The organism is Bacillus sp. J41TS8 (assembly GCF_018333035.1).
Lineage (GTDB): Bacteria > Bacillota > Bacilli > Bacillales > Bacillaceae > Bacillus > Bacillus paralicheniformis.
Genome location: NZ_BORF01000023.1, coordinates 1 through 25,955 on the forward strand (window position 1 = coordinate 1; position 25,955 = coordinate 25,955).

At 44.9% G+C, this 25,955-nt stretch carries 29 protein-coding genes and 2 pseudogenes; 20 read left to right on the forward strand and 11 right to left on the reverse strand.

Translation table 11 applies throughout. The features are described from left to right. Positions 1–210: hypothetical protein (locus KI350_RS21720; protein ID WP_212930587.1), on the forward strand; the 210-nt coding region annotated here is incomplete at its 5' end. 41 nt (positions 211–251) lie between these two features. On the opposite strand, the gene KI350_RS21725 is transcribed toward KI350_RS21720, so the two are convergent. Further along, entirely contained in the window at positions 252–362 is a 111-nt protein-coding gene (locus tag KI350_RS21725) for a YjcZ family sporulation protein (protein ID WP_020451477.1), read from the reverse strand. Positions 363–597: 235 nt separating this feature from the next. On the opposite strand from KI350_RS21725, the gene KI350_RS21730 reads away from it, so the two are divergent. The 7 genes from KI350_RS21730 to KI350_RS21760 all read left to right on the forward strand — a co-directional run bounded on the left by KI350_RS21730 (position 598) and on the right by KI350_RS21760 (position 8,860). Further along, a complete protein-coding gene (locus tag KI350_RS21730; protein ID WP_059231959.1) occupies positions 598–2,016 on the forward strand; it encodes a flavin monoamine oxidase family protein in 1,419 nt (472 codons plus the stop codon). Between the two features lie 410 nt (positions 2,017–2,426). Continuing rightward, entirely contained in the window at positions 2,427–3,104 is a 678-nt protein-coding gene (locus KI350_RS21735; RefSeq protein WP_020451479.1) for a YoaK family protein, read from the forward strand. A gap of 126 nt (positions 3,105–3,230) precedes the next feature. Then, a complete protein-coding gene (locus KI350_RS21740) occupies positions 3,231–4,700 on the forward strand; it encodes a potassium/proton antiporter (protein ID WP_020451480.1) in 1,470 nt (489 codons plus the stop codon). Positions 4,701–4,992: 292 nt separating this feature from the next. Beyond that, positions 4,993–6,363, forward strand: coding sequence for an MFS transporter (locus tag KI350_RS21745; protein ID WP_236808556.1), 1,371 nt, complete (start codon positions 4,993–4,995; stop codon positions 6,361–6,363). 116 nt (positions 6,364–6,479) lie between these two features. Continuing rightward, complete coding sequence (locus KI350_RS21750; protein ID WP_059231963.1) at positions 6,480–7,343, forward strand: alpha/beta fold hydrolase; 864 nt, start codon at positions 6,480–6,482, stop codon at positions 7,341–7,343. A 325-nt stretch (positions 7,344–7,668) separates the two neighbouring features. Further along, positions 7,669–8,001, forward strand: a complete 333-nt coding sequence (locus tag KI350_RS21755) for a hypothetical protein (protein WP_059231955.1) — start codon at positions 7,669–7,671, stop codon at positions 7,999–8,001. 346 nt (positions 8,002–8,347) lie between these two features. Beyond that, positions 8,348–8,860, forward strand: a complete 513-nt coding sequence (locus tag KI350_RS21760; protein WP_059231953.1) for a ClbS/DfsB family four-helix bundle protein — start codon at positions 8,348–8,350, stop codon at positions 8,858–8,860. Between the two features lie 116 nt (positions 8,861–8,976). On the opposite strand, the gene KI350_RS21765 is transcribed toward KI350_RS21760, so the two are convergent. After that, a complete protein-coding gene (locus tag KI350_RS21765) occupies positions 8,977–9,330 on the reverse strand; it encodes a hypothetical protein (RefSeq protein ID WP_059231950.1) in 354 nt (117 codons plus the stop codon). Positions 9,331–9,567: 237 nt separating this feature from the next. Between KI350_RS21765 and KI350_RS21770 the strand changes: the two genes are divergently transcribed. Continuing rightward, a complete protein-coding gene (locus tag KI350_RS21770; RefSeq protein ID WP_003182008.1) occupies positions 9,568–9,879 on the forward strand; it encodes a YbjQ family protein in 312 nt (103 codons plus the stop codon). Positions 9,880–9,925: 46 nt separating this feature from the next. Here KI350_RS21770 and KI350_RS21775 read toward each other — a convergent pair whose 3' ends face one another. Both KI350_RS21775 and KI350_RS21780 read right to left on the reverse strand, forming a co-directional pair. Then, positions 9,926–10,576 (reverse strand): TVP38/TMEM64 family protein, encoded by a 651-nt coding sequence (locus KI350_RS21775; RefSeq protein WP_059231961.1) that lies wholly within the window; start codon positions 10,574–10,576, stop codon positions 9,926–9,928. Between the two features lie 33 nt (positions 10,577–10,609). Then, entirely contained in the window at positions 10,610–11,626 is a 1,017-nt protein-coding gene (locus tag KI350_RS21780) for a serine hydrolase domain-containing protein (RefSeq protein WP_059231949.1), read from the reverse strand. Positions 11,627–12,080: 454 nt separating this feature from the next. On the opposite strand from KI350_RS21780, the gene KI350_RS21785 reads away from it, so the two are divergent. Together KI350_RS21785 and KI350_RS21790 are read left to right on the forward strand one after the other, a co-directional pair. Next, a complete protein-coding gene (locus tag KI350_RS21785; RefSeq protein ID WP_059231947.1) occupies positions 12,081–13,271 on the forward strand; it encodes a macrolide family glycosyltransferase in 1,191 nt (396 codons plus the stop codon). A 126-nt stretch (positions 13,272–13,397) separates the two neighbouring features. Beyond that, positions 13,398–14,975, forward strand: coding sequence for an APC family permease (locus KI350_RS21790; RefSeq protein ID WP_059231945.1), 1,578 nt, complete (start codon positions 13,398–13,400; stop codon positions 14,973–14,975). Positions 14,976–15,025: 50 nt separating this feature from the next. On the opposite strand, the gene KI350_RS21795 is transcribed toward KI350_RS21790, so the two are convergent. From KI350_RS21795 to KI350_RS21805, 3 genes and pseudogenes are all read right to left on the reverse strand, one after another. Then, entirely contained in the window at positions 15,026–15,325 is a 300-nt protein-coding gene (locus KI350_RS21795; RefSeq protein WP_059231943.1) for a spore coat protein, read from the reverse strand. Then, the gene (locus tag KI350_RS21800; RefSeq protein ID WP_043929021.1) at positions 15,322–15,522 is read right to left on the reverse strand and encodes a hypothetical protein; all 201 of its coding nucleotides are present in this window, start codon (positions 15,520–15,522) and stop codon (positions 15,322–15,324) included. The genes KI350_RS21795 and KI350_RS21800 overlap by 4 nt, the downstream gene beginning before the upstream one ends. A 109-nt stretch (positions 15,523–15,631) precedes the next feature. Further along, positions 15,632–16,884: pseudogene (locus KI350_RS21805) on the reverse strand (glycosyl hydrolase family 18 protein). Positions 16,885–17,021: 137 nt separating this feature from the next. On the opposite strand from KI350_RS21805, the pseudogene KI350_RS21810 reads away from it, so the two are divergent. Continuing rightward, a pseudogene (locus KI350_RS21810) lies at positions 17,022–17,543 on the forward strand (NmrA family NAD(P)-binding protein); the annotation flags it as partial. A gap of 54 nt (positions 17,544–17,597) precedes the next feature. Here the strand turns inward: KI350_RS21810 and KI350_RS21815 are convergent. After that, positions 17,598–17,903, reverse strand: a complete 306-nt coding sequence (locus tag KI350_RS21815) for a hypothetical protein (RefSeq protein ID WP_020451493.1) — start codon at positions 17,901–17,903, stop codon at positions 17,598–17,600. Positions 17,904–18,068: 165 nt separating this feature from the next. On the opposite strand from KI350_RS21815, the gene KI350_RS21820 reads away from it, so the two are divergent. Beyond that, positions 18,069–18,524: an OsmC family protein gene (locus KI350_RS21820; RefSeq protein ID WP_059231941.1), complete on the forward strand. Its 456-nt coding sequence runs from the start codon at positions 18,069–18,071 to the stop codon at positions 18,522–18,524. Here the strand turns inward: KI350_RS21820 and erbB are convergent. The 3 genes from erbB to KI350_RS21835 all read right to left on the reverse strand — a co-directional run bounded on the left by erbB (position 18,521) and on the right by KI350_RS21835 (position 19,827). Continuing rightward, entirely contained in the window at positions 18,521–18,880 is a 360-nt protein-coding gene (gene erbB, locus KI350_RS21825) for an SMR family multidrug efflux transporter EbrB (RefSeq protein ID WP_026579703.1), read from the reverse strand. The genes KI350_RS21820 and erbB overlap by 4 nt on opposite strands. Before the next feature lie 13 nt (positions 18,881–18,893). Continuing rightward, complete coding sequence (gene erbA, locus KI350_RS21830; protein WP_023857655.1) at positions 18,894–19,211, reverse strand: SMR family multidrug efflux transporter EbrA; 318 nt, start codon at positions 19,209–19,211, stop codon at positions 18,894–18,896. Between the two features lie 394 nt (positions 19,212–19,605). Continuing rightward, the gene (locus KI350_RS21835) at positions 19,606–19,827 is read right to left on the reverse strand and encodes a hypothetical protein (RefSeq protein WP_020451497.1); all 222 of its coding nucleotides are present in this window, start codon (positions 19,825–19,827) and stop codon (positions 19,606–19,608) included. 124 nt (positions 19,828–19,951) lie between these two features. Here KI350_RS21835 and KI350_RS21840 point away from each other — a divergent pair, with 124 nt between their 5' ends. From KI350_RS21840 to nrdF, 7 genes are all read left to right on the forward strand, one after another. Further along, positions 19,952–20,353 (forward strand): YmaF family protein, encoded by a 402-nt coding sequence (locus tag KI350_RS21840; protein ID WP_025811480.1) that lies wholly within the window; start codon positions 19,952–19,954, stop codon positions 20,351–20,353. Positions 20,354–20,454: 101 nt separating this feature from the next. Beyond that, positions 20,455–21,399 (forward strand): tRNA (adenosine(37)-N6)-dimethylallyltransferase MiaA, encoded by a 945-nt coding sequence (gene miaA / locus KI350_RS21845; protein WP_026579701.1) that lies wholly within the window; start codon positions 20,455–20,457, stop codon positions 21,397–21,399. A 41-nt stretch (positions 21,400–21,440) separates the two neighbouring features. Beyond that, on the forward strand, positions 21,441–21,662 hold the full coding sequence (gene hfq, locus KI350_RS21850) for an RNA chaperone Hfq (protein WP_020451500.1): 222 nt from the start codon (positions 21,441–21,443) through the stop codon (positions 21,660–21,662). Positions 21,663–21,986: 324 nt separating this feature from the next. Continuing rightward, entirely contained in the window at positions 21,987–22,199 is a 213-nt protein-coding gene (locus KI350_RS21855) for a hypothetical protein (protein ID WP_020451502.1), read from the forward strand. A 250-nt stretch (positions 22,200–22,449) separates the two neighbouring features. After that, on the forward strand, positions 22,450–22,845 hold the full coding sequence (nrdI, locus tag KI350_RS21860) for a class Ib ribonucleoside-diphosphate reductase assembly flavoprotein NrdI (protein ID WP_020451503.1): 396 nt from the start codon (positions 22,450–22,452) through the stop codon (positions 22,843–22,845). Continuing rightward, positions 22,802–24,904 carry a class 1b ribonucleoside-diphosphate reductase subunit alpha gene (nrdE, locus tag KI350_RS21865; RefSeq protein WP_059231938.1) on the forward strand — a complete coding sequence of 701 codons (2,103 nt, stop codon included), beginning with the start codon at positions 22,802–22,804 and terminating at the stop codon, positions 24,902–24,904. Before nrdI ends, nrdE begins: the two co-directional genes overlap by 44 nt. A gap of 20 nt (positions 24,905–24,924) precedes the next feature. Then, the gene (nrdF, locus tag KI350_RS21870; RefSeq protein WP_020451505.1) at positions 24,925–25,902 is read left to right on the forward strand and encodes a class 1b ribonucleoside-diphosphate reductase subunit beta; all 978 of its coding nucleotides are present in this window, start codon (positions 24,925–24,927) and stop codon (positions 25,900–25,902) included. The last annotated feature ends 53 nt before the right edge of the window (positions 25,903–25,955 follow it).

Consider the following 25,955-nt stretch of genomic DNA (forward strand, 5'->3'; position numbering starts at 1 on the left):
CAAAAAGCTGGCGAATTGGACTTGGAAAGGTCCTCATCGCCAGAACTCTCATCGAAAAAACAGAATAAATTGGACAAAAATAGGCCGGATTATAAAAATTCGACCTATTTTGTCAACGGTCTGAGGCTCTTTTTAAAAAGAGCCTTTCATAATGGAGTCAATAACGATAAGCAAGAGAGGAGAACATGTAAAATAAGGAGAAGGTCATAGGTTATTGCTGACTTTTATTTAAAACGGAAACTTTTTAGAACTTAATAGCCTCCATAACCACCGCCGAACCAGCTGGCACCAATGATGATTAAGAGAATGAACAGGACAACAATTAAAGCAAAACCGCTTCCGTATCCGTAACCTCCGCTCATATGTTTCACCTCCCTAAAGATACATAGTTTATCCTATGTCACTTCATAAATTCGGTATAGGATATTGATTTACATTTTTAAAAATAGATAACCCATTTGCAACTGCGCCCTTATGCGGAGTCTTCGTGCAGAGAGGATGAAAATGGTGATTGGCACCCTTTAAACGGAATATAATGCAATAAATCCACCGAAAAGGGCGCTGAGTAAATTGAATTTTCAATTAACTGAGGGAGACATGCTTCATATCATTAGAAACGGCCTTCAAACAACACAGTATCCCAAGCAAGTAATGATCGTTGGTGCCGGGTTGTCCGGGCTTGTCGCAGCGTCTTTATTAAAGAGTGCCGGGCACAGAGTGACGATCGTGGAAGCGAATGACAGAGCGGGAGGACGTGTTTTTACTTCCCGTGCGCCCTTTAGCGAAGGGTTGTATTTCAATGCCGGTCCGATGCGCATCCCCGATATTCATACTTTAACGATAGAATACATTAAGAAATTTAATCTGCCTGTCAATGAGTTTATCAACAGAACCCCCATGGATATTCTTTACGTCAACGGCGTGAAAACTCGTCTTCATGAGTTTGAAAGACATCCGGGTGTTTTAAGATTCCCGGCTGCTCCCCATGAGCAGGGGAAAACGGCTGAACAGCTGATGCTTTCTGCATTGCAGCCTATCCTCAATTTTATCAGCCAAGATCCGGCGAGAAATTGGCGTATTGTTGAAAAACAATACAGAAACGAATCGTTGGGCTCTTTTCTCAACACTCATTTTTCACACGGCTCCATTGATATGATTGGTGTGCTTTTGGACATGGAAGCGTACATGGGATTGTCACTTGTTGAAGTATTAAGGGAATCGATCTTTTTTACATCGCCGTCTCGTTTCTATGAGATTACAGGTGGCATGGACTTGCTGACGCAAGCTTTTCTTCCGCAATTAAAGGGCGATATTTTATTTGGTCATAAATTGATGAAAATATCTCAAACTGAAAACAGTGTGACAGCCCATTGTATCCACCAACAGTCGGCAGAACATTCAGCTCTGACAAGTGATTTCACAATCGTAACAATTCCTTTTTCAACTTTGCGATTTGTGACATTTGAGCCGTTTGATTCGTTTTCCTACCATAAGCGGAGAGCGATTCGGGAGCTTAACTATATTGCCGCGACAAAAATAGGAATCGAATTTAAGAGCAGGTTTTGGGAAAGAGTCGGGCAGCGCGGCGGGAGATCCATTACCGATTTGCCGATTCGCTTTTCATATTACCCAAGCAGCGGCATAGGGGCACACGGTCATGCTGTTATTTTAGCGAGCTATACGTGGGCTGATGAAGCGCTGATATGGGACAGTCAGCCGGAAGAAGAGCGGATCCGCTATACGCTGAAAAATTTAGCGAGAATATATGGAGATATCGTGTATTCCGAGTTTGTATCAGGCGCTTCTTTCAGCTGGACGCAAAATCCTTTTTCAGCGGGAGCATTTACAGCTTTCGAACCTGGTCAGGAATTGGAGCTGTATCCTTATATTCCTATGCCTGAGGGAAGGGTGTATTTTGCCGGGGAGCACGCTTCCCTCACTCACGGGTGGATGCAGGGAGCGATTGAATCGGGAATACGGGCGGCATATGAAGTGAATCAGTCCTCCCGCGTGTAACCATGAACTTTGCAAGTATTGAAGGAATGGGAAAGAGTCGCTTTTAAAAGGCGGCTCGTTCGTTTTTATTTAAGGCAAACAGACGGATCATGCAATAAACGCCGATCGGCTGCTTCCTAAACAGTAAGAAATGTGTTCCCGGTTCTTAAAAACAAGTTTTTAAGAACTTCATTTATAAAAAATTTTAATGCTTATGATACAATTGAATTGTAGATGTAACACGATGAGCGATAAGTGTTTTGCTGAGGTGCATGATCGGATCGCCCGCATTTTTTCGTTAAGAACCCCTCTTTTTCTAACAATAAAAAAGCCCCCAAATCGAGTTTTCCCTTAGGAAAGGCTCATGACATACCGGATGGAATGGTTTAACATTCCGCCGGGCAGAATAGCTTCGAAAGGATTGAATCACATTGAATGCTGCTCTTGAACGAAACATCATGCTTTTGCTTCTCTGTTTGACAGCAGGTATTGTAGATGTGATTGGGTACTTAAGTATCGGTCACGTATTTACTGCTAATATGACCGGGAATATCGTACTGTTAGGATTATCAATCGGCAATTCTCTTCATGCGACCGCCGTGTACTCGCTGATCGCATTGTTCGGATTTATCATCGGCGTGATTATTTCAGCAGCCATTGTCGGAAAACAAGAAAAATCGTTCTGGCCGTCAGGCGTCACGATTGCACTTGCTGTTGAAGCAGCCGTATTGCTTCTATTTGCTTGTCTGACTTTCTATGAAAGTTCGCCACACTTTTTGATCTTGCTGTTAAGCATGGCGATGGGGCTTCAGACTACAGCAGCCAGAAAGCTCGGCATTGCAGGGATTTCCACTACTGTCCTAACGGGGACGCTCGCAAACTTTTTCGAAGATGTGACAAAACGGTTCCTCAGCAAAAACGACCAAAAGGTCATCCATAAGGACGCATGGCTTCGCGCTTTGACGATTGTGCTCTATTGCCTGGGGGCCGTCATCGCCGCACTTGCTGAGCCTGCGCATCCGTTTGCCGTGATTTGGATTCCAATCACAATCATTATTGGGATTATTGCGATTGCAGGCACAAAGTTTCACGGACGGAGTGAAGACTGAAGGACGGTCCCATACACGAGCATACGCGAACATCGTTTGTTACATACGTTTTATGAGGGTGCCTGTTCGGGTAAAAGAACGGGGGACAGCACCAGTATCGGTTAAGATTGGGAGGAGGATAAATGGTTGGAACACATTAATATGGAGCAGTTTATTTTATTAGCGGCCTTATTGCTGATTATCGGTGTACTGACAACGAAATTTTCGACTAGGCTCGGAGTGCCCGCTCTCGTCTTGTTCTTGATTGTCGGGATGATCATGGGGAGCGACGGTCTCGGAATTATTTATTTTAATAATCCCGAGTTAGCCCAGCTGATCGGAGTTATCGCACTCGTCGTCATCCTTTTTGAAGGCGGTCTGCAAACAAAATGGTCTTCAATCAAAGCGGTCGCCGTTCCTTCATTGTCGCTCGCAACGATTGGCGTTTTGCTGACCACCTGTGTGGTTGCGGTTGCGGCCAAACTGATTTTTAATGTTTCCTGGATGGAAGGCTTTTTATTCGGAGCGATTGTCGGTTCTACAGATGCGGCCGCGATTTTCGCCGTTTTGAAAGGCCAGAATATTAGAGACAGATTGAGCTCTACACTGGAAGCAGAGTCGGGTACAAATGATCCGATGGCGATGTTTTTGACTTTATCGCTCATCCAGCTGCTGACGGCTGATCATTCATCTTATTTCATGCTTGTGATTTCATTTTTCTGGCAGATGGGAATGGGGCTTTTGCTCGGATATGTACTCGGGCGGTTCGCCAGCTTTGCCATCAATAAAATCAACTTGGATTCAAGCGGACTTTATCCGATCTTTGCTCTTGCTTTTGCGCTTCTTACCTACAGTCTTACAGATGTCATCGGGGCGAGCGGCTTGCTTGCCGTCTACATTGCTGCGCTTGTCATCGGAAATCAAGATTTGACTTACCGACATTCTATTTTCAGGTTTAATGAAGGCTTTGCCTGGATGATGCAGATTTTGATGTTTATTATTCTAGGATTATTGGTTTTTCCTGCCCAATTTTTATCTTTCGATATCATTTTCAAAGGCTTCCTGCTTTCGCTGATTTTAATTTTTATCGCCAGACCGGTTGCCGTTTTTCTGTCGACCATCAAAATGGGCTTTCATTTTAACGAAAAAATCTTCTTGTCGTGGGCCGGATTAAAAGGGGCCGTTCCGATCGTTCTCGCAACATTCCCCATGACGATGGGGCTTGAAAACAGCCAATTGGTCTTCAATGTCGTATTCTTCGTCGTTTTAACATCTGCTTTGATCCAAGGATCAACCATATCGGTCTTCGCAGAAAAATTGAAATTGAACGGACCGCAGAAAGTCGAAGCGCCGCATTCGCTCGAGCTTGTTTCCATCGGCAAGGCGAACGCCGAAATTATCGAATTTGAAGTCGATGACCAAACAGCCATCACCGGGCAGGCACTGAAAGACATCAGCTTTCCGAAAGATGCCCTGATCAATGCGATCATCCGAAACGGGGATTTGGTCACGCCGCACGGAGAAACGAAAATTAAATCAGGCGATATTTTGTATATTCTCGTATCGAAAAAACAAAAAAAGGAACTGAAAAAATTATTAAACAGGGAATTTGATTAAGCTTTCGGAAAAGCACAGGACAAGGCTGGCTTGCTCAGTATGTCACGAATAAAGGTCAATGAAGGGTACTGCACCGGTATTCTTCATTGGCCTTTTTTGCAATGTGAAAGTTCAGCTTATGTTCCTTACATTGATCCCTTTGTTGATCAATTGTATAATTTAAAAATCAAATATGAGGAGGCGCATGAATGATGAAGTGCAAAAAAATAAATGGGTTAACATTCGAGGGGAAAGCGCATCATTAACCCTATAAACTGCGTGATTCCCCTATAATTTTGGGGGTATCATTCAATTGAAAAACATTAAAATGCAGTCCTTCAAGCATCAAAAGAAGGCGTTTTGGTGGCTTAGCTTTGTCGCTTTCTTCAGTGTGATGAACGAAACCGTATTTAATGTTGCATTGCCGGACATAAAAAATCAATTTGGCGTGTCGCCTGCCGCGGCAAATTGGGTGAATACGAGTTTTATCATTTCCTTTGCTGCTGGTTCGGTCGTTTACAGCAGGCTTTCTGATATGTATGGTGTCAGAAAGCTGTTTGTGGCCGGACTAATCATCTATGGCGGAGGTTCATTAATAGGTCTTTCGGCTCAGTCTTATTTCACGGCCGTGATCTTTGCGCGCTTTGTTCAAGGAGCCGGGGCTTCCGCTGTACCCGCGCTTATCCTGGTCATCATTACACGCTATGTTCGTCCGGAGGGCCGGGGCAAAGCGTTCGGCCTTGTCGGATCACTAGTGGCAATGGGCGAGGGAATAGGTCCGGCTATCGGCGGAATGATTGTACATCATATTCATTGGTCGTTTCTGTTCCTTCTTCCGATGGCGGCGCTGATGTCGATTCCTTTCTTCCTCAGAAATATGCCTGCTGAAGCCGCTGTAAAAGCAAATCTGGATATCATTGGGATCGTCCTGCTGACAATCAGCATTGTGATGTTCGCTGTATATATATCGCTGTATCATGTCTTTTATTTAGCGGCGGGCATTTTTTGCTTGATTGGAGCTGCGGTTCATACCCGATATGCGGAACATCCTTTTATTGACCGGTCTTTAATCAAGAATCGCAGATATATAGGCGTCGTTTTGGCAGGATGTGTCGTATTGGGAAGCGTTGCGGGAATCGTCTCTGTCGTTCCATATATGATGAGAGTCTTGTTCAGTTTAAATGCCGATATTATCGGAAGCGGCATTATGCTTCCGGGTAGTGTGGGCGTTATCTTTTTCGGCGTCGCGGGGGGAGCCCTTACCGATCGCTTCGGCAGCCGGTTTGTTTTTACTCTTGGATGGTTATTGATCTTGGCAACCATAGCGGCCGCGTCACAGTTCGGTGACCGGACACCATGGTTGATGACGATGCTGCTCGTGTTTATATTTGGCGGTCTTTCATTTGTGAAGACGTCGATTTCCAATAGTGCCGCAGAAAGCTTGGAAGAAGAGGCTGCAGGCGCTGGAATGGGGATGCTGAATTTTGCCTGTTTTTTATCTGAAGGAATAGGCGTGGCATTTGCAGGAGGCTTGATGGCAGTGCGCGGGTTCGGCTATTCTGCGCTTCCGGCAATGGACAATGCCTGGGGCGCTGTATTCAGCCGCTCGTTTGCCATATTCACAGTCTTTGTATTGGCTGGCGGATTGCTATATTTATTGACTTGCAAACGCAAAAAATCTTAACATATTCGAATGGTTGGGCGGGACCGCCCAGCCGTTTTTTATGTTGACTGGTTTTTCTGAAACATAATGAAAAGAAAATCGTATTTAATATAAAGCTTCCTGAGAGGATGAAAATGATGAAAAGAAGCATCGGCACCTTTGAAATTGACGGACTGACAATTGAATATTCGCGAGTAGGTGAAGGGAAGCCGATTCTTGTGATGCACGGTGGGCATTCGAATTGCCGCGAGGAATTTGGGTATCGAGATCTTTATGAGAGCCGATTCTCTATCATCACGCCTTCCCGTGCAGGGTATGGCCGGACATCGAAAGAAATCGGGGACAGTTTGGAACTTGCCTGCTATTACTATATGAAACTGCTTGATCATTTGAATATCGAGAAAGTTCATGTGGTTGCGGTGTCAGCCGGCGGGCCAAGCGGAATATGTTTTGCATCCAAATACTCGGAAAGAGTAGAATCCTTAATTTTGCAAAGTGCTGTCACAAAGCAGTGGCTGACAGCGAAGGATATTGAATATAAAGTTGGTCAGATCATCTTTCGACCGCCTGTTGAAAAGGCCGTATGGAAGCTGATATCGGCGCTTAACAATCGGTTTCCGGAATGGATCTTTAAGAAAATGCTATCCTCCTTTACTACACTCCCTGTTGATCAGGCGATGCTGAAAGTAACGGAGGAAGATATTGAAGAAATGAGAAAAATGAACAACAGACAGCGTTCAAGTCGAGGGTTTTTGCTTGATTTAAAAAATATAGACGATTTATCTTGCCATCATTTGCAGGAGATTTCTTGTCCGGTATTAATTATGCATTGCCGATATGATCGTCTTGTTCCAGCCGAGCATGCTTATCATGCAAAAGAACTGATCCCTTTTTCAGAAGTCTACCAGGCAGACAGCTGGGGTCATCTCATTTGGCTGGGAACAGAGGGTAAATCTATCTCGCAGAAGGTCATCAGCTTTTTAAAAACCACATCATCTTGATCATAAGATGAATAAAATTGTAGGGTCGCAGCCCACCCGCAAATGATGTAGTGCAATTTTTTAATCAAGAACAGAACGATCTTTCCGAACAGATCTGATGAATATCGTACAAGAATTGCAAATAAGATGAATGAGAAGTCCTCCCCTGCTTTCGGAGCACAAGGGAAACTTATGTATAAGAATCTATGCCGATTGGGGGTACAGGTACGGGAATTACCGTTGACACCGGTTTCCCAGGGAAGAGAGTTGCTTTGCTTGGCATTCTTTTAGTCAATATGTCTTTTTTTGCGACCCGCGTATGCTTTTTTGCAGAAGGCTGTTCATCTTGCTTTTGGTCGGTTTGATTCATGCCTTTGGCATCTGGTACGGTGACATCCTGGTGGTCTATTCGTTGACTGGTGTTTTGCTGCTTTTATTCAGTAATATAAAATCAATATCCGTGCTAAAATGGGCATGGTTTGCGCTGCTCGTTCCGGTTGCTCTGATCGTCCTGAATGTCCTCGCTGCCGAAGCCGGGGGGTTGAAAGATACGGCCGGCGCCGCTTTTGTCGAAGATAACATAAGCGAATCGCTTGCTGCATACGGGCGGGCACGTTGTCGGAAATCATGGAGCAGAGAGCAGCGGGTTACTTGGTTGGCGGATTGCTTTATTTATTGACTTGCAAACACAAAAGGTTTTGAGATTTTTGGATGGTTGGGCGTCTAAGCCCAGCCGTTTTTTATGTGAAAAAAGAAAATCGTATTTGACGTAAAACTTCCTAAGAAAAATATTTTAAAAGAAAGATAGGCGCTTTTCGCGAGTAGGTGAAGGGAAGCCGATTCTTGTGATGCGCGGAGGGTATTCGAATGGCCGCAAGGAATTTTGGGATCGAGAGTTCCTCTGAAGGGTCGACGGCAGGGAACCGCTCACATTACCTCTTGACACGGAAATTCAACTGTTCTTTATTAAAAAGTTTAAAACAAGTCGGACGAATCCTGTACACTATAGTTATGATCAAGGAGGGATTACGGTGTACGAGTCCAAGAAACATTTAAAAGAAGAAATTCATAAGCGCTATTTGTTACTAGATGGGGAGTTTGACGATATCCCCGATCAGTTGAGAGATGTTCGGGATCGAGATGTAGATCGAACGCCAGGGGAAATCCTTGCTTATCAGCTCGGATGGTTAAACCTGTTGATGAGCTGGGACAGGGATGAGCGCTTGGGGAAAACCGTTATAACTCCCTCTCCTCATTATAAATGGAACCAATTGGGGGCCCTTTATCAATCTTTTTACGATCTGTATGCTCACTTTTCGTTAACCGAGCTTCGCCAAGAATTCAAGAAAGCAGAGTCACAACTTCAGTCTTGGATTGATACGCTCACAGATGAAGAATTATTCACCCAAGGTACTTTGAATTGGACAGGTGAAAACCCGAAGTGGCCTGCTATAAGGTTCATTCACATCAACTCTGTGGCTCCATTTAAAAGCTTCAGGACTAAAATAAGAAAGTGGAAGAAGAATCAACTGGGTTAGGAAACTTTGATGCCATGTTTCAAGAGAATAACTTAATATAAATGAAAAATTTTTTGACTTTCCAATTTGCGAAGCATATTGATAAAAAGCAAAAAGCAGGTTTTTCTTCTATTGAGCTACTGCTTATGTAGACCCATTTCAAATTCGAAATCTTGACAGATAACAAAATAAAAAGTGTTTAAAACATCCTGGTCAAAGACAATCATTAAATCTTCTTTTTCAAGCTGGCACTGTACCCTGTACTTTTCTCTTTCCTCAGTCGATGCAAGTCTAATTCTATCTGTATCAAAATAAACTGGACAATTGATATAATCAACTTCCCGAAAAGTTATTTTAACTTCATAATAATAAGCTAAGTCAAAACTGCCTTTTAAAACAAGTGTATCTCCATCAAATTCATCAATTGTGTAATCGCAAATATTAGTATCCAAGAGTGCTCTTTGGAATTCTTCCATCCGTTCTTTATACATCGTTTACCTCACTTCTATATACGGTTCTCTTTTTTGGCTTGATTCAGTTTGACTTACGGCAAGCGGCAGCCTTTTCTTAAGGCCGGCGATTAAAACGGTCCGGCTATGCAGCATGGTGAAACTTTGCATGAAAAACTTAACATTTTAAAAATCCAGCCGATATGATGGATAAATAACTGCACGCTTCCGGCGGATATGGTATGGTAGCTAGTAAGTTTAGGAAAAGGGAGGATATTAATGATCATCGTCACAACAGATACAATCGCGAATCAAAATATCGTCGAAGTCAAAGGGCTTGTCACCAGCAGCATCGTTCAGTCGCGGAATATCGGAAAAGATATTCTGTCAGGATTGAAGTCGGTCATTGGCGGAGAATTAAAAAATTACACCCAAATGCTTGAGGATTCGAAAAAAGCTGTGAGGGAACGGCTCGTGAATCAAGCTGAAGAACTCGGAGCAAACGCGATCGTCGGTCTAAGGTTCGAACTATCTGCAGGCCAGGGTACCTCCGAACTCATCGGATATGGTACGGCTGTTGTAATCGGCTGACGTTCAACTGAAAAACGAAGGCGGCTATCATTGCCGCCTCAGCGGGTCAAGAAGGTTTCCCTGTCTGTTTCGTCTCTTTATGTTTTTGAGTCAGATGGGGATACTTTCTGTAGATGACAAGCGCGATGATCGCCATGTATAAGCCGTAGACACCGATAGAGATCAGCTTGTTTTCACTGAAATTGGCACCTGCGATAGAGACGACGAGAACGTTAGGGATTTTTCCAAGTGTCGAAGCCGTGAAAAAGACAGCCCATTTCACCTTGCTTAAACCGCAGACAATATTCATGACAACGGCGGGGATAACGGGGATCAGTCTGCCCAATAGTACGGCTGTAAAAGCATTTTGGTTAAAATAGGCTTCATATGCGCTCATTTTCGGGTATTTCGTTAAGCGTTTGCGAGCCAAATCTCTGAATCCGTAACGTGAGAGGAAGAACAGGAGCATGGTGCCGAGCATCGACCCTGTCAGCGTGATCAGCACGCCGTTTGCGATTCCGAACAAAGCGCCGTTTAATCCGGCAATGAGCGCAAACGGGACGATTGGGAAAAATACACAGGCCGCCACAAGCAGCATGCTGAATAGCACCGAATAAACGCCTCCGTCCCTGATGACACCGAGCCAGGAATCTTTAAAGACGAATCCGATCGCGATGATACTTGCCATGATGATGATAGTGAATAGTTTTCTGATCATACCGTTCCCGCTGCCTTTCATTGTTTTTAGCTTCTACATTTGCAATAAAGCTTGTTCCAAGTTTGCCAAAATCTCGTCTGTTTTTGACAGGTTGCAATTGCTGAGCATAATCAGCACTTTTTTCTCATCCATGTATCGGTTAATCGAGCTGATAAAACCGTGGATTTCTCCATCATGCCATATTTTATACTTGTTTTGATGATTAATAAACCATCCGTATCCGATCGAATTGTTTTGAATGAGTGCCGGAGAAGGGCCCTCGGCTGCAAAAGCCGGCTTTTTGACGCAGCTGTAAAGCGCTTCTTTCAAAGCGCTTTTTGTGACAAGCTTTTCAGTGTAAAGCGCCCTGTCCCATAAGTACAAGTCTTCAACGGTTGAATACAGCCCGCTTTCCCCGTAGCCGTATACGATAGGCGCTTTGATCATTTCGCGATTCAGGCATAAATATCCGACTGTGGGCGAAATATCTTCCGGAGAAGTGAAGAAACCGGAGTTTTTCATGCCTAAAGGGTCAAAGATCAATTGTTGAATGACGTCTCCATAAGCTTCATTTGTGATTGTTTCAATGATTTTTGTGAGCAGTATGTATCCTGAATTGCTGTAATTAAACCTTTGTCCCGGGCGAAATTCGAGCGGCTTGTCAATAAAACGGCCGATAAATTGGTCTAACGGTGCGCGCTCCAGCTCAATATCGAGCAATTCATCCTCTAGAAAATCGGGAATTCCGGACGTATGGCTTAATAAATGTTTGATGGTAATGCTGTCCCCGTTCGGATAGCCTTCTAAATAGTTTTGTACCGGATCATCTGTACGAAGCAGTCCCTTTTCTTGCAGCTGCATGACCGCTATGGCTGTGAATTGCTTTGTCAGCGAAGCAATTTGGTAGCGTGTAGACGGTTTATTCTTCACTTTGTCCTTGCAATTAGCATAACCGTATCCTTTCGATAACAGAATACCGTTTGAGTCTGCCAGCAAAATGCTGCCGTGAAAATGATTGTTGGATGCTTGTTCCATTAAATAATCATCAAGATGTTCCGCTGTATATACCAATAACAACAGTCCTTTCATATCTAATTATGATGAGAAGGAAACGATAAACGATAGTTTTGAAAGGAAATGAAGCAGGAAGCGCGACAAAATAACATTATAAAAATTTTTTTGGATTTACCATCATTTACAGAATAATTTAAACTAAATTTAAAATATGGCAATTTCATGACATCCGTTAAAACGAGTGCTGTTTTGACGGATGTTTTTTGTTTTAAAACGATTGAAATATAAGTCGACGGTAACAAAAAGGGGAATAAAGTCGAGTGTTGCCTTAAACTAAGGGCTAAAGTTCGGTGTTTTTTTGTGAGAAAAAGGACTATATTAGTATTTTTTAATTTTAATTTAATTTTGAAGGGTTTTTCCTTTATTATCTATAATATGTTGTTTAACATAGTGAAAGAGATTTAAAATCATCGTTACTGTTATGAAATGAAAAATAACGGGAGGTTAAAAAATGGGCCAAAAACATATCGCGATTTTTAATATTCCCGCTCACGGGCATATTAATCCGACGCTTGCTTTAACGGCAAGCCTTGTCAAACGCGGTTATCGGGTAACATATCCGGTAACGGATGAGTTTGTGAAAGCTGTTGAGGAAACTGGGGCAGAGCCGCTTAACTACCGCTCAACTTTAAATATCGATCCGCAGCAAATTCGGGAGCTGATGAAAAATAAAAAAGATATGACGCAGGCTCCGATGATGTTTATGAAAGAAATGGAGGAGGTTCTTCCTCAGCTTGAAGCGCTTTATGAGAATGACAAGCCTGACCTCATCCTTTTTGACTTTATGGCCATGGCGGGAAAAATGCTGGCTGAAAAGTTTGGAATAGAGGCGGTTCGCCTTTGTTCTTCATATGCACAGAACGAACATTTTTCATTCAAATCAATGTCTGAAGAGTTTAAGATCGAGCTCACGCCTGAGCAAGAAGCCGCTTTGAAAAATGCGAATCTTCCGTCATTTAGTTTTGAAGAGATGTTCGAACCGGCAAAATTGAACATTGTCTTTATGCCTCGTGCTTTTCAGCCTTATGGCGAAACGTTTGATAAACGGTTCTCTTTTGTCGGTCCTTCTCTAGCCAAACGCAAGTTTCAGGAAAAAGACACGCCGGTTATTTCGGACAGCGGCCGTCCTGTCATGCTCATTTCTTTAGGAACGGCGTTCAATGCCTGGACGGAATTTTATCATATGTGCATCGAAGCATTCAGGGACACGAAGTGGCAGGTGGTCATGGCTGTCGGCGCGACAATCGATCCTGAAAGCTTTGACGACATACCTGATAACTTTTCGATTCATCAGCGCGTTCCCCAGCTGGAAATCCTGAAGAAAGCGGAGCTGTTCATCACCCATGGGGGTATGAACAGCACGATGGAAGGATTGAATGCCGGTGTACCGCTTGTTGCCGTCCCGCAAATGATTGAACAGGAAATCACTGCCCGCCGTGTCGAAGAACTCGGACTTGGCAAGCATTTGCAGCCGGAGGACACAACAGTTGCTTCATTGCGGGAAGCCGTCTCCCAGACGGACGGTAACCCGGATGTCCTGAAACGAGTACAGGACATGCAAAAGTATATTAAACAAGCAGGAGGGGCCGAGAAAGCCGCAGATGAAATTGAGGCATTTTTAGCACCGGCAGGAGTGAAATAACCATATGAAGGAACCCGGGAAATCCCCGGGTTTTTTGTTGCAGCCGAAAGGAAGCGGGAAAAGTATACAGAGGCGCTTTTTGAATATACTACCTTCTATTAAATGCATTAAAAAGGAGGAAGTGATTTGTCAAATCAGGGCAATTTCAAAAAAACGATCTCTCTGCTTGACCTGATTTTGATCGGCATGGGTGCGATATTTGGATCGGCTTGGCTGTTTGCCGTCAGCAATGTCGTTTCAAAAGCCGGGCCTGCGGGAAGCTTTTCGTGGATTATCGGCGGTGTCATTATCCTTCTAATCGGCCTTGTTTATGCTGAGCTGGGAGCTGCTTTGCCGCGGACGGGCGGAATTATCCGCTATCCGGTGTATACCCACGGCCACCTTGTCGGATACTTGATTTCATTTATCACGATCGTTGCCTATACAAGCCTGATTTCAATCGAAGTGACGGCTGTCAGGCAATATGTAGCTTATTGGTTTCCCGGTTTGACGATAAAAGGTTCTGAATCGCCGACGATTATCGGCTGGCTTTTGCAGTTTGCGCTGCTTTGTTTGTTCTTTTTACTCAATTATTGGAGTGTCAAAGCGTTTGCGAAATCAAATTTAATTATTTCGGTTTTTAAGTATTTTGTTCCTTTGACGATCATTGTCGTGTTGATATTCCATTTTAAGTCGGCCAACTTTGCGGGAGAATTTGCGCCGTTTGGCTTTGGCGGGGTGCAGGCGTCCATTTCGACCGGCGGGGTGATGTTCGCATACCTCGGTCTTCATCCGATCGTTTCGGTCGCCGGCGAAGTGAAAAATCCGCAGCGGAACATCCCGGTTGCTTTGCTGATTTGCATCATTGTTTCGGCTTGCATTTATACGATACTGCAAGTGGTGTTTATCGGAGCCATTCCGACTGATATGTTGAATAACGGCTGGAAAGCGATCGGCAAGGAGTTTTCTCTTCCATTCAAAGACATCGCGGTGCTTCTTGGGATGGGCTGGCTTGCCACTCTTGTCGTTCTGGATGCGATCTTATCACCCGGCGGAAACGGCAATATTTTTATGAATACGACATCGCGCTTGGTTTATGCATGGGCGCGGAACGGCACGTTGTTCAAAGTGTTTGCCAAGGTCAATAAACCGACGGGAATTCCGCGTCCGTCGTTGTGGCTGTCGTTTGCGCTCGCCGTTTTTTGGACGCTTCCTTTTCCGTCTTGGGACGCGCTCGTCAATGTTTGCTCTGTAGCCCTGATTCTTTCCTATGCGATCGCTCCGGTTTCAGCCGCAGCGCTGAATGTGAATGCCAAGCAGCTCAACAAGCCTCTGCAAATCAAGGGGATGGCTGTCATTGCCCCTGTCTCCTTCGTATTTGCGTCGTATATCGTCTATTGGTCAGGCTGGAACACTGTGTCGTGGCTGCTCGGATCACAGCTTGTGATGTTTGCTGTTTATTGCGCGTGTAAAAAATACGTTCCGCAAGACGATGTTCCGTTTGCACAGCAACTTAAATCAAGCTGGTGGATTGTCGGGTATTATATGATGCTCCTGGTTTTGTCGTATCTGGGCTCATTCGGTAACGGCCTGGGTCTATTGAGAACGCCGGTCGATTTAATCTTGATCGCGCTAGGATCCATTGCGGTATTTTACTGGGCGAAATATACGGCACTGCCAAAGGCAGTCATTGATTATGATGAGAAAAAAGAAGAAACCGTTTAAATAAGAATACCCCGCTGTATGGACTGCGGGGTATTCATGTGTTTTTTTCATTACAGTTGCGGAAGATCTTTAGCCGTTTCGGCAGCTTTGGTATCAATCTGAATTTGTTCAGATAAATTGGCAGGATGGTAGTAACCTTTTGACATCATATAGTTTGCGATCTGTTCATGAGTGTCAATCGCGTCGTTTAAATACTGCTTAAGCGTTTCGCGCACTTCTGGAGAAGATGTTTCCGTGATAGCTGTGGCAATGTTTTTTACACCGGTTTTCGCCGAGATTAAAAAGTCGGTGGCAATCACTTGTTCAGTCATCGCGCCCATCCCTGTCATGTTTTGGATGAATTCGTTCATATGTTTTCACCTCTCACTGACAGCAGACCTTGCAAATGCTCGATCTGATGCTTTGTTTGGGATGCATCACGCTCCAAGATGTCGCGAAGCTCTTGATCCTGCACCATTCCCGTCATTGTTGATGACTTAGTCAGGCAAAGATTTTTAAACATTAACAGCTCATGGAGCTCCAATGTTTCATGAATCGCATTATTCAATTGCAACCATTCCTTTCAGATTTGTTATTGTGCGAAGGACACATCATTAGTATCAGGTTTGTTAGCGGGATTATTCTGTCTGCTATTTTACAATAAATTACATACTGTGTCAGACTTTTCGGACGCGAAAGAATTTGGTCAAGAGCCATGTTCCTTGCGGAAAACTGAGTGTGAGCTGCCATACGCCGCCGCCGTTAAGTCCGTATTCGATGATCAGCTGCAGTTTTTTTCCGATGCTGCGCGCGTCTTCAAACCATACGACATGCCGTCTGCCTTGTTCATCGGTATATCTGAAAAAAGGGGACTCAGACCTTGTATCATATTGAATCGGTACCTGGTGCTTCATGGCGAGCTGAACGGCGTCTTGATTGGCGATTCCCGGGTACACGGCACCGGGCTGATAGGGCAGCGTCCAATTATAGCCGTAAAGCGGAAAGCCGAGAATGATTTTTTCTTTTGGGATATGGCGAAGGGCAAATTGAATCGTTTGCCGGACTTCATTGATCGGAGCAACAGGGCCCGGCTCGCTTGTTCCGTGGTGCCAGTCGTATGCCATAATAAAGATAAGGTCGCTCACTGCACCGATTCCGCCATAGTCATACCCTTTCAGCTAGGCGATATTTTCATTTGTTTTCGGCGGAACGGCAACTGTCAGCACATAACCGGACGGCTTCAGCCGCTCTTTCAACAGGCGGAGAAAACCTGAAAATAAATCTCAGTCTTCCTCTGTTCGAAATCAATATTGACGCCAGCATATCCTTTTCTGGAAATCGTTTGAACAATATTGTCGATGAGTCGGTTTCTTACGTCAGGCTGATTTAATACGCGGTGCGCAAGAGACGGACTAAAGCCTGTTTCTGTCAGATTGGTGACTGTCATGAGGGGAGGAACGCGCCGCCTCCAGGCCGTTTGTACCGCCGGTGAATCATTCAGCTCGCTTAACGATCCGTCGCTTGAAATATGGTATTCAAAAAATGCCAGATATGTGGCGTAGGGGGCAAAATTATGAATCAATTCCTGGTCTAAGCCGGGGTTTCTCAATGTGTAATATCCTAAAGCGGTGATCGGTTTTTTCGGCAATTCCGGAATCGTCACTTTCATCCCCGGCCTCATATTGGCAGGCGTTACAGACGGATTTGCTTTTTGCAATGCTACGGCGGATACAAACGTCCGGCGGGCGATCGAATCATAATTGTCTCCCTGCTGAACCGTATATGTATAAAGCGGTATTAAAAGAGCCTGTCCGGGGACAATGTTTGTTTCGACCAACCCGTTTGCCAATCGGATCTGGTCAATCGAAATTCCGAACCTGGCACCGATGACAAATAATGAATCTCCCGGCTGAACCGTATAAATAAACAACGGGCACACTTCCTTTTGTTCCTCTGTATGTGACAGGGGTTTTATGCTATGTCTATGACCGGCGCTGAAGGATCATGCGCCGATTTTCTCATTCGGAATGGTAAATAGATCTGTGAAACGGATAATTCTTGACTGATGTATTCGGGAAGCTTCATCACGCGGTCAGGCGATATGTTCCTGAATGGACGGTGCTAAAGCCTTCATATTTCATGCAGAATTTTGACCATCAGCATGGCGCTTCGATTCGGAAGAAAAATGAAATCGTCACGGCGTCAGGCAGCGGCAAAGTCGGGTTTATAGAGGCAGACGATATTGCTGAAGTGGCTGTGCGCGCATTGCTTGATCAAAAGCCGCATAATACGAGCCATATCTTGACCGGGCCGGAAGCCTTGAGTTATGCTGAAGCCGCGGCAATCATCGGCAGAGCGGCAGGCCGCGACGTCAGGCATGTCAATGTCGAAGTGCCCGCTTTGAGGGAAAGGTATATAAAAGCAGGATTATCTCCCGATTATGCCGGATTCATGTCGGAACTAGACGAGAAAATCAAGAATGGCAAAGAAAACCGCATCACAGATACAGTAGAACGCATCACGGGAAAAAAACCGCGTTCACTGGCTGATTTCGCCAATGAACACGCCGGACGCTGGCGTCTGCTTTAACCCGTTCCTGAGACTGAACGGTCTTTTCTCTTTATTTTTGACCATTCAGTCTAATTAGTAGAATGTTTCGTTGATTTCCCATGACTCAACTGTACAGTAGGCCAAGTGAGGGTCCATACCCATGCCCATTAAATAAGCCATTGCCGCTACTTCTTCCATGGCGTGGTGATAGGAAGTGGTTTGCGCTTCATTTAAACCGTAATGAACAAAAGGCGCAACTGTGCACAACGTCTTATGTTTCAAGTGCGGAAACAACGGACATTTGATGTGGTGCACGGCTGCTTCGGCGTGCTGATACTGGGGGATATGCATATGCTGTTCGGGAGCCGGTGTCTGCTGTAAATGTTCTACATTCTCCATTTCTTTTCGTCCTTTCTTGCGCGGATTTTCGTTGTATTCTATGTTCCGCTCATGCCCCGTGTGTTAGACGGCTGTCACGGTTTACCGGTTTTTTAGGCAAATCAACAGACAGAAAGGTCAAATACCGGTAGACTTTAAGCAGGATAAAAAAAGGAGGTATTTTTTATGGCTAAACATCATTTTTACCTTCAGGCAGACTGGCCTGGAAAACGTAACGACATCGGAAGGATTGAAAGCGGGAATTTAAAAACAGAAATTTCAATTCCAAAGGAAATGGACGGTCCGGGGGCAGGGACAAACCCTGACGAAATGCTGCTCGGCGCCGCTGCGACTTGCTATATCATCACGCTTGCAGCCATGATGGAAAGAAGCGGATTGGAAAAAGAGAGCCTGACGATGGAATCCGAGGCTGTTGTCGATGTGACAGGCGGGGTGTTTACGTACGAAAAAATCATTCACAGACCTCTGATCCGCCTTCCGAAAGAAGCGGCGGAAAAAGAGGTCCAACTTGCCGAAAGACTGGCTGAAAAGGCGGAGACATCCTGTATGATATCAAGGGCGGTTCAGGGCAATGTCGCCATTGAATTAGACCCCAAGATTGTCGTCTCCAAAGCGGATTAGATTTCGATCGTGAGCTGAGCCTTTTGGTCTGCGGCGTCAGCATGCTTTGAATTGAGCAAAAAGACGCCGCCGATGATCAATACAAGCCCAATAAGAGTTTTGAGATTGAATGGCTCCTGAAATATAAAATACCCGATCGCAGCTGTCAAAGCCGTCCCGGTGCCGGCCCAAGTCGCATAAGCCGCAGATAAAGGCAGTGTTTTTAATGAAAAGCTCAGAAACGTAAAAGAAGCCGCAAAACCGATCATGACACCGGCCGCGGGCAGGGGGGCGCTAAAGCCTTCTGACAGCTTCAGCATCGTGCTTCCGAATACTTCGGACAAAATGGCAGCCGCCAAAAAGATCATGCCTTTCATGACATTCTCCTCCTTATGACAGATTGATCAGGACAACGCCTGACACGAGACAAATAATGCCGGCGATATTTCGCCGGTTCAGCTTTTCTTGAAACCACAAGACGCCGATGATTGCAGTCAGTACGGTGCCCGCTCCGCTCCAAGTCGCATAGGAGAGGCTTAGCGGGATGACCTGCAATGTGAGCGACATCATGTAAAATGCGAGACCGTAGCCGATCACTACGAGAACCGACGGCCGCCAGCGCGCGAACCCGTCAGATATTTTCAGCATGGCGGCTGCCGCCGCTTCTGACAAGATGGCGATCATTAGAAAAATGTAGCCTGCAATCATATGAAATCCTCCTCTATCAATGTTATTCCATGATTCAAAAGGAGAGCTTTCTCTTCGTCAGCCAGCAGTTCCAATTGAAACAAAAGACTTTGACCATTTGCCAGCGCTCTTTTCACACAACTCACGCTGCGGTTTAAGACATGCTGCCGCAGCAAGGGCGCTTGTACAAAGTTAGTTTTCATTCGAATATCAAAAAACGCAGCCCATAAACGATCTTAAAGTGTTAAAGGTGTATTCCGCAATCGTCATGAGGCCGCTTCAAAGATTTCTTCTTTTTTAGACATAAAAAAAACCCGTATTACTAACCGGTTGGTAAAATCCATCTTAATTGATGCAAAAGTTCTAAGTCAAGAAAAAAGTTATGTAAAAAGGCCCCTGGAAGAGCCTTTATCTGTCAGAAAAAAGGATAGTAAGGATACGGCGGATACGGATATCCCCAAGGGCCGAGAAGCGCTCCGGCAGTAAGTCCGCCCAAAAAACCTCCGAAGAAGGGGCCCGGACCGAAAAACGGACGCGGGCCGAAAAACGGGCGCCCAAAAGGTCCGCCAAAGAAAGGTCTGCCGATGATGCGCTGGTTGTCGTCGCCGTATACAGGAGCGTGCTCGAAATGATTCATAAAAAAATCCCTCCAATAATAAAATGAAACCTGACTAACATCACTGTATTCTGCCCAGCCGTTTTTGCTTGGGCGCCCGTCGTATTTTTTAGTGAAGCCGCCCTTAAAAAGGAGTGAATGAAACATGACGCTGTATCAGTCGGATTGGTCAAAAGCGCCTCCCCATGCCCACGCCTACAGGGCGAGAACATCGACTGCCAATGGCCATTACCACCTAATTGAAGGCTTTTCCCAGCCGGCAAACGGGAGCAATACAGATGGGCACGTTCATTTTTATTCCGGCATCACTTCTTTCGATAAGGGACATTATCACAGGTATTACGCGATTACGGGGCCCGCGATTCCGCGGGCGGACGGCACGCACTATCATGAAATCGGGGGCACGACCTATCTGGCATATTCTGCGGCTCCCCCGATCAGATTTGGCGGAGTCGTGTATGTAAGCGATGGAAGAAAGGAGAGGCACCGGCATACTTTTAAAGGTTCCACTAGAGAAATTGTGGGGAATGAGCCGATAGGGTGGTGAGGGAATGTTTGGAAAGCAATGAAAACGGGTAAAATGAAATGGATGTTTTTGAACGTGAAATGGTATAATGGGAGGAGCTTGTTTAAAGAGAGTGATCAGCAGTGAATAAAACGAAACCGCCGGTCATCGTTTTGATCGGACCGACCGCTGTCGGTAAAACAAAATTAAGCGTGATGCTGGCCGAGCATTTGAATGCGGAAATTATCAGCGGAGATTCGATGCAGATTTACAAAAGAATGGATATCGGCACAGCAAAAATTAAAGAAGAAGAAATGAACGGGGTTCCGCATCACTTGATCGATATTAAAGAACCGACGGAATCTTTCTCGGTTGCTGAATATCAGGAGATCGTCAGACAAAAAATCGCAGAGATTGGCAGGCGAGGGAAGCTTCCGATGATTGTGGGGGGGACAGGGCTCTATATCCAGTCTGTCCTTTACGACTATTCATTCACAGAGGAAGCGGGCGACCCTGAGTTCCGAGCGGAGATGGAGGCGCTCTCTGACAAGAGAGGAGCCGAATATGTTCACTGTCTATTGAAAGAGCGCGATCCCGGAGCGGCAAAAGCCATACATCCAAACAATAAACGAAGGGTCATCAGGGCGCTTGAAATTTTCCATACGACAGGAAAAACGATGTCTGAACATATTGAAGGACAGCGGAAAGAGCTTTTATACACCACGGCTCTCATCGGTTTGACGATGGAGCGGGAAGTGCTGTATGACAGGATCAACAGCCGCGTAGACCAGATGATGGATGAGGGGCTGCTGAATGAAGTGAAACAGCTTTATGATGAAAACATAAGAAATTGCCAGTCTGTTCAGGCCATCGGGTACAAAGAGCTTTATGCGCACCTTGAAGGCAGAGCGTCCTTGGAAGAGGCGGTTGAGACGTTGAAGCGGAATTCGAGACGCTACGCCAAAAGACAGCTGACATGGTTCAGAAATCAAATGGATGTCGCCTGGTATGACATGACGCCCCCTGTCAATATCGAGCAGAAAAAACAGGAAATTTTCACTTACATAGCAGGAAAGCTCGAACTTTAATCGAAACAGTATGGTATAGAGAAACAAGGAGGACCAGAAACATGAAATCGATAAATATTCAAGATCAGTTTTTGAATCAGATTCGGAAAGAAAGTACATTTGTCACGGTCTTTTTACTGAATGGATTTCAGCTGCGCGGACAAGTAAAAGGATTTGACAACTTTACAGTGTTGATTGAATCGGAAGGAAAGCAGCAGCTTATATACAAACATGCCATTTCCACATTTGCACCGCAAAAAAACGTTCAACTCGAACTCGAATAGCGATTTACGGCTAAAAGACCATGCCTGGCATGGTCTTTTCAGATTGCCTGACAAAATCCTGAAACAGTTTACTGTTTACTGTTTTGGGATTTTGTCGTTTTCGAGGCGACTTTACAATCAACTGCGGCCGTTGCCGGTCCTGCCGAGCAGGAGTCTGGGAATAAAAGGAACGGCGGCCAATTGCCGGACATCCTGTCTAAAACGCCGCCGTCATCACGTCCTGTGAAAGACCGAGGCATTCAAATTTACAAAGCGGCATCTAATCGCTAAACTAAGTAGTGTTTACATCAATTCAGTTTGAAAATGAAAAGGAATGAGCGAACAATGAAACCTAAGATCGTCATCAACCATTGGGAAGAGACGTGTGAAGATGATTCCTGCTATGAATACGGCACAAGTATTCTCGTCAACGGAAAAGAACTTGTCAGGGAAGCGTCGATCATGACGGCTGTTCAGTCGGTTCTTAAGGAACTCGGCATCGAAGCCGATATTAAAGAGGTATGCGAGAACAAGTGCTGTGACACTTACAAAAAATAAGCGAAAAAGTCTAGTCTACTAACTCAATTTTTTTCGTGTTATGATAGATTTCGGTTTGTGAGTAGGATGAGCGAACGGCTCTCATTCTACTCATATTTCTTTGGCCTTAGGCCTCCTAAGCTGAAGCAAATTGTGAACTTTCATCAACCTGAGCACAATATATTGTGTTTTCTTGAATGATAGTATACTATATATTGTGTAAGGTTCGAGTTGAAAGACTCGGAAACAATTTTACTAGGTCGTGATAATGATGATTCAGATCGTATTTGATTCAAAAACGGGAAACGTTCAGCGCTTTGTGGATAAGACGCCTTTTCGCAATAAACGGAAAGTCAGCACAGAGGAGTATCTAGACGAACCGTTTGTTTTGATCACGTACACGACAGGGTTTGGGGAAGTTCCGAAAACGACTGAGATGTTTCTTGAGAAAAACGCCCATCTTCTTTTGGGAGTTGCGGCAAGCGGAAACAGAGTGTGGGGAGACAATTTTGCGAAAAGCGCAGAAAAAATCTCGAAGCAGTATCAGGTTCCGATTCTCGGCAAATTTGAGCTCAGCGGGACGGCCAAAGACGTTGAACTGTTTACTCAGGAGGTAGAAAGAATTGTCACAAAATCAAGTGCCAAAATGGATCCAGTTAAACAATGAGATCATGATCCAAAAAGACGGGAAATTCCAGTTTGATAAAGATAAAGAAGCTGTACATAGTTATTTTGTAGACTATATCAACCAAAATACGGTATTTTTCCATGATCTGAAAGAGAAAATCGATTACTTAATCAAGAATGACTACTATGAAGAAGAGTTTTTAAGCCGCTACACGTTCGAAGAAATCAAGGAAGTGTTCAAAGAGGCTTACGCTAAAAAATTCAGATTCCCGTCCTTTATGAGCGCTTTTAAGTTTTACAATGACTATGCGCTGAAGACAAACGACAAGAAAAAAATTCTTGAACGCTATGAAGACAGAATCTCTATCGTAGCTTTATTTTTTGCAAACGGGGATAAGGAGAAGGCGAAGGAATTCGTCAGAATGATGATCAACCAGGAGTATCAGCCGAGCACGCCGACGTTCTTAAATGCCGGCCGCAAACGCCGCGGAGAGCTGGTCAGCTGCTTCCTCTTGGAAGTCAATGATTCCTTGAACGACATCTCGAGAGCGATTGATATTTCAATGCAGCTGTCAAAGCTAGGCGGAGGCGTATCGTTGAACCTTTCAAAACTGCGTGCGAAAGGCGAAGCGATCAAAGACGTCGAAAACGCGACAAAAGGCGTTGTCGGCGTGATGAAGCTTCTTGACAACGCATTCCGTTACGCTGATCAGATGGGACAAAGACAAGGCTCAGGGGCTGCATACTTAAACATTTTCCACCGCGACATCAACGATTTCCTTGATACGAAGAAGATTTCCGCTGATGAGGATGTCCGGGTGAAAACATTGTCCATCGGAGTCGTCATTCCAGATAAATTCATCGAGCTTGCAAGAGAGGATAAAGCGGCATACGTATTCTATCCGCACACCGTTTATAAAGCGTACGGCGAGCACCTCGATGAAATGGACATGAACGAGATGTACGACCGGCTTGTGGAAGATCCGCGCGTCAAAAAAGAAAAAATCCACCCGCGCAAGATGCTCGAAAAGCTTGCGATGTTAAGATCGGAATCAGGATATCCGTACATTATGTTCCGGGACAATGTCAACAACGCGCATGCGAACAATCATATTTCCAAGGTTAAATTTTCCAACCTTTGCTCAGAGGTGCTTCAGGCTTCACAGGTTTCTTCATACACAGACTACGGTCAAGAAGATGAGATCGGCCTTGACATCTCCTGCAACCTTGGTTCATTGAACATATTGAACGTCATGAAAAACAAATCGCTTGAGCAGACGGTTAAGCTTGCAACCGATTCGCTGACGCACGTTTCTGAAACGACGAACATCACGAACGCACCGGCGGTCAAAAAAGCGAACAAAGCGATGAAATCCATCGGCCTTGGAGCGATGAACCTGCACGGATTCCTGGCACAGAACAATATCGCCTACGAAAGTGAGGAAGCGAGGGACTTCGCGAACACTTTCTTTATGATGATGAACTTTTACTCGATTGAACGGTCTGCCGAAATCGCCAAAGAAAAAGGTGAGACGTACCATAACTACGAAGGTTCGGCTTACGCAACGGGTGAATACTTCGAAAAGTATGTTACACAAGATTTCTCGCCTAAATTCGAAAAAGTGGCCAAGCTTTTTGAAGGCATGCACATCCCGACAAAAGAAGACTGGGAACAGCTGAAACAGTTTGTCAAAGAACACGGATTGTACCACAGCTACAGGCTGTGCATCGCACCGACCGGGTCCATTTCATATGTACAGTCAAGCACGGCATCAGTCATGCCGATCATGGAGCGGATTGAAGAAAGAACTTACGGCAACTCCAAGACGTATTATCCGATGCCTGGACTTGCGCCGAGCAACTGGTTCTACTATAAAGAAGCGTATGATATGGACATGTTCAGAGTTGTCGACATGATCTCGACGATTCAGCAGCACGTTGACCAAGGCATAAGCTTTACATTGTTCCTGAAAGATACAATGACGACACGCGATCTGAACCGGATCGATCTTTATGCCCACCATAAAGGAATCAAAACACTTTACTATGCAAGAACGAAGGATACAGGGCAAGAAGGCTGCCTTTCTTGTGTCGTTTGATTAAAGGAGAGTATGCGAAAGTGACGAAAATTTATGATGCAGCAAACTGGTCAAAGCATGAAGATGATTTTACCCAAATGTTTTACAACCAAAATGTGAAGCAATTTTGGCTTCCGGAAGAGATTGCGCTTAATGGAGATCTTCTGACATGGAAGTACTTGGGTAAAAATGAACAGGACACATACATGAAGGTGCTCGCGGGGCTGACGCTTCTCGATACAGAGCAGGGGAACACGGGAATGCCCCTTGTCGCTGAGCATGTGGAAGGGCATCAGCGCAAAGCGGTGCTGAACTTCATGGCGATGATGGAAAACGCGGTCCACGCCAAGTCCTATTCAAACATTTTCATGACGCTTGCCCCGACAGAGACGATCAACGAAGTCTTTGAATGGGTTAAACAAAACAAATATTTGCAGAAAAAAGCTCAGGTCATTGTCGGACTCTATGAGAAAATCCGCCAGGGCGATAAAATTTCGCTGTTTAAAGCGATGGTCGCATCCGTTTATTTAGAAAGCTTCCTGTTCTACAGCGGCTTCTACTACCCGCTTTATTTTTACGGACAGGGCAAGCTGATGCAAAGCGGCGAAATCATCAACCTGATCTTGCGGGACGAAGCGATTCACGGCGTCTATGTCGGCCTGCTCGCTCAGGAAATTTACAATCAGCAGACACCTGAGAAAAAAGAAGAGCTGTACGCGTTTGCCATTGATCTATTAAAAGAGCTTTATGAAAATGAGCTTGAATATACAGAAGATCTGTACGACCAGGTCGGCCTTTCACACGACGTGAAGAAGTTCATCCGCTATAATGCCAACAAAGCGCTGATGAACCTTGGCTTTGAAGCTTATTTTGAAGAAGAAGAGATCAATCCGATCGTGTTGAACGGGTTGAATACGAAAACAAAGTCACACGACTTCTTCTCAATGAAAGGGAACGGCTACAAAAAAGCAACAGTTGAACCGATAAGAGACGACGATTTTTACTTTGACGATAAGTAAGCCGGCCGGGCTAAAAGGGCGCATCCGCGCCCAAGCCCCGCCTTTCAGTTATA

What these genes read in the sequence shown, in the direction of transcription:
- KI350_RS21820 (WP_059231941.1), top strand. Translation starts at nt 18,069, where the DNA reads ATGGCTAAACATCATTTTTACCTTCAGGCAGACTGGCCTGGAAAACGT.
- KI350_RS21855 (WP_020451502.1), top strand. Translation starts at nt 21,987, where the DNA reads ATGAAACCTAAGATCGTCATCAACCATTGGGAAGAGACGTGTGAAGAT.
- KI350_RS21750 (WP_059231963.1), top strand. Translation starts at nt 6,480, where the DNA reads ATGAAAAGAAGCATCGGCACCTTTGAAATTGACGGACTGACAATTGAA.
- KI350_RS21785 (WP_059231947.1), top strand. Translation starts at nt 12,081, where the DNA reads ATGGGCCAAAAACATATCGCGATTTTTAATATTCCCGCTCACGGGCAT.
- KI350_RS21770 (WP_003182008.1), top strand. Translation starts at nt 9,568, where the DNA reads ATGATCATCGTCACAACAGATACAATCGCGAATCAAAATATCGTCGAA.
- nrdI (WP_020451503.1), top strand. Translation starts at nt 22,450, where the DNA reads ATGATTCAGATCGTATTTGATTCAAAAACGGGAAACGTTCAGCGCTTT.
- KI350_RS21725 (WP_020451477.1), bottom strand. Translation starts at nt 362, where the DNA reads ATGAGCGGAGGTTACGGATACGGAAGCGGTTTTGCTTTAATTGTTGTC.
- hfq (WP_020451500.1), top strand. Translation starts at nt 21,441, where the DNA reads ATGAAATCGATAAATATTCAAGATCAGTTTTTGAATCAGATTCGGAAA.
- KI350_RS21730 (WP_059231959.1), top strand. Translation starts at nt 598, where the DNA reads ATGCTTCATATCATTAGAAACGGCCTTCAAACAACACAGTATCCCAAG.
- erbB (WP_026579703.1), bottom strand. Translation starts at nt 18,880, where the DNA reads ATGAAAGGCATGATCTTTTTGGCGGCTGCCATTTTGTCCGAAGTATTC.
- KI350_RS21840 (WP_025811480.1), top strand. Translation starts at nt 19,952, where the DNA reads ATGACGCTGTATCAGTCGGATTGGTCAAAAGCGCCTCCCCATGCCCAC.
- KI350_RS21795 (WP_059231943.1), bottom strand. Translation starts at nt 15,325, where the DNA reads ATGAACGAATTCATCCAAAACATGACAGGGATGGGCGCGATGACTGAA.
- KI350_RS21765 (WP_059231950.1), bottom strand. Translation starts at nt 9,330, where the DNA reads ATGTATAAAGAACGGATGGAAGAATTCCAAAGAGCACTCTTGGATACT.
- KI350_RS21815 (WP_020451493.1), bottom strand. Translation starts at nt 17,903, where the DNA reads ATGGAGAATGTAGAACATTTACAGCAGACACCGGCTCCCGAACAGCAT.
- erbA (WP_023857655.1), bottom strand. Translation starts at nt 19,211, where the DNA reads ATGATTGCAGGCTACATTTTTCTAATGATCGCCATCTTGTCAGAAGCG.
- KI350_RS21835 (WP_020451497.1), bottom strand. Translation starts at nt 19,827, where the DNA reads ATGAATCATTTCGAGCACGCTCCTGTATACGGCGACGACAACCAGCGC.
- KI350_RS21775 (WP_059231961.1), bottom strand. Translation starts at nt 10,576, where the DNA reads ATGATCAGAAAACTATTCACTATCATCATCATGGCAAGTATCATCGCG.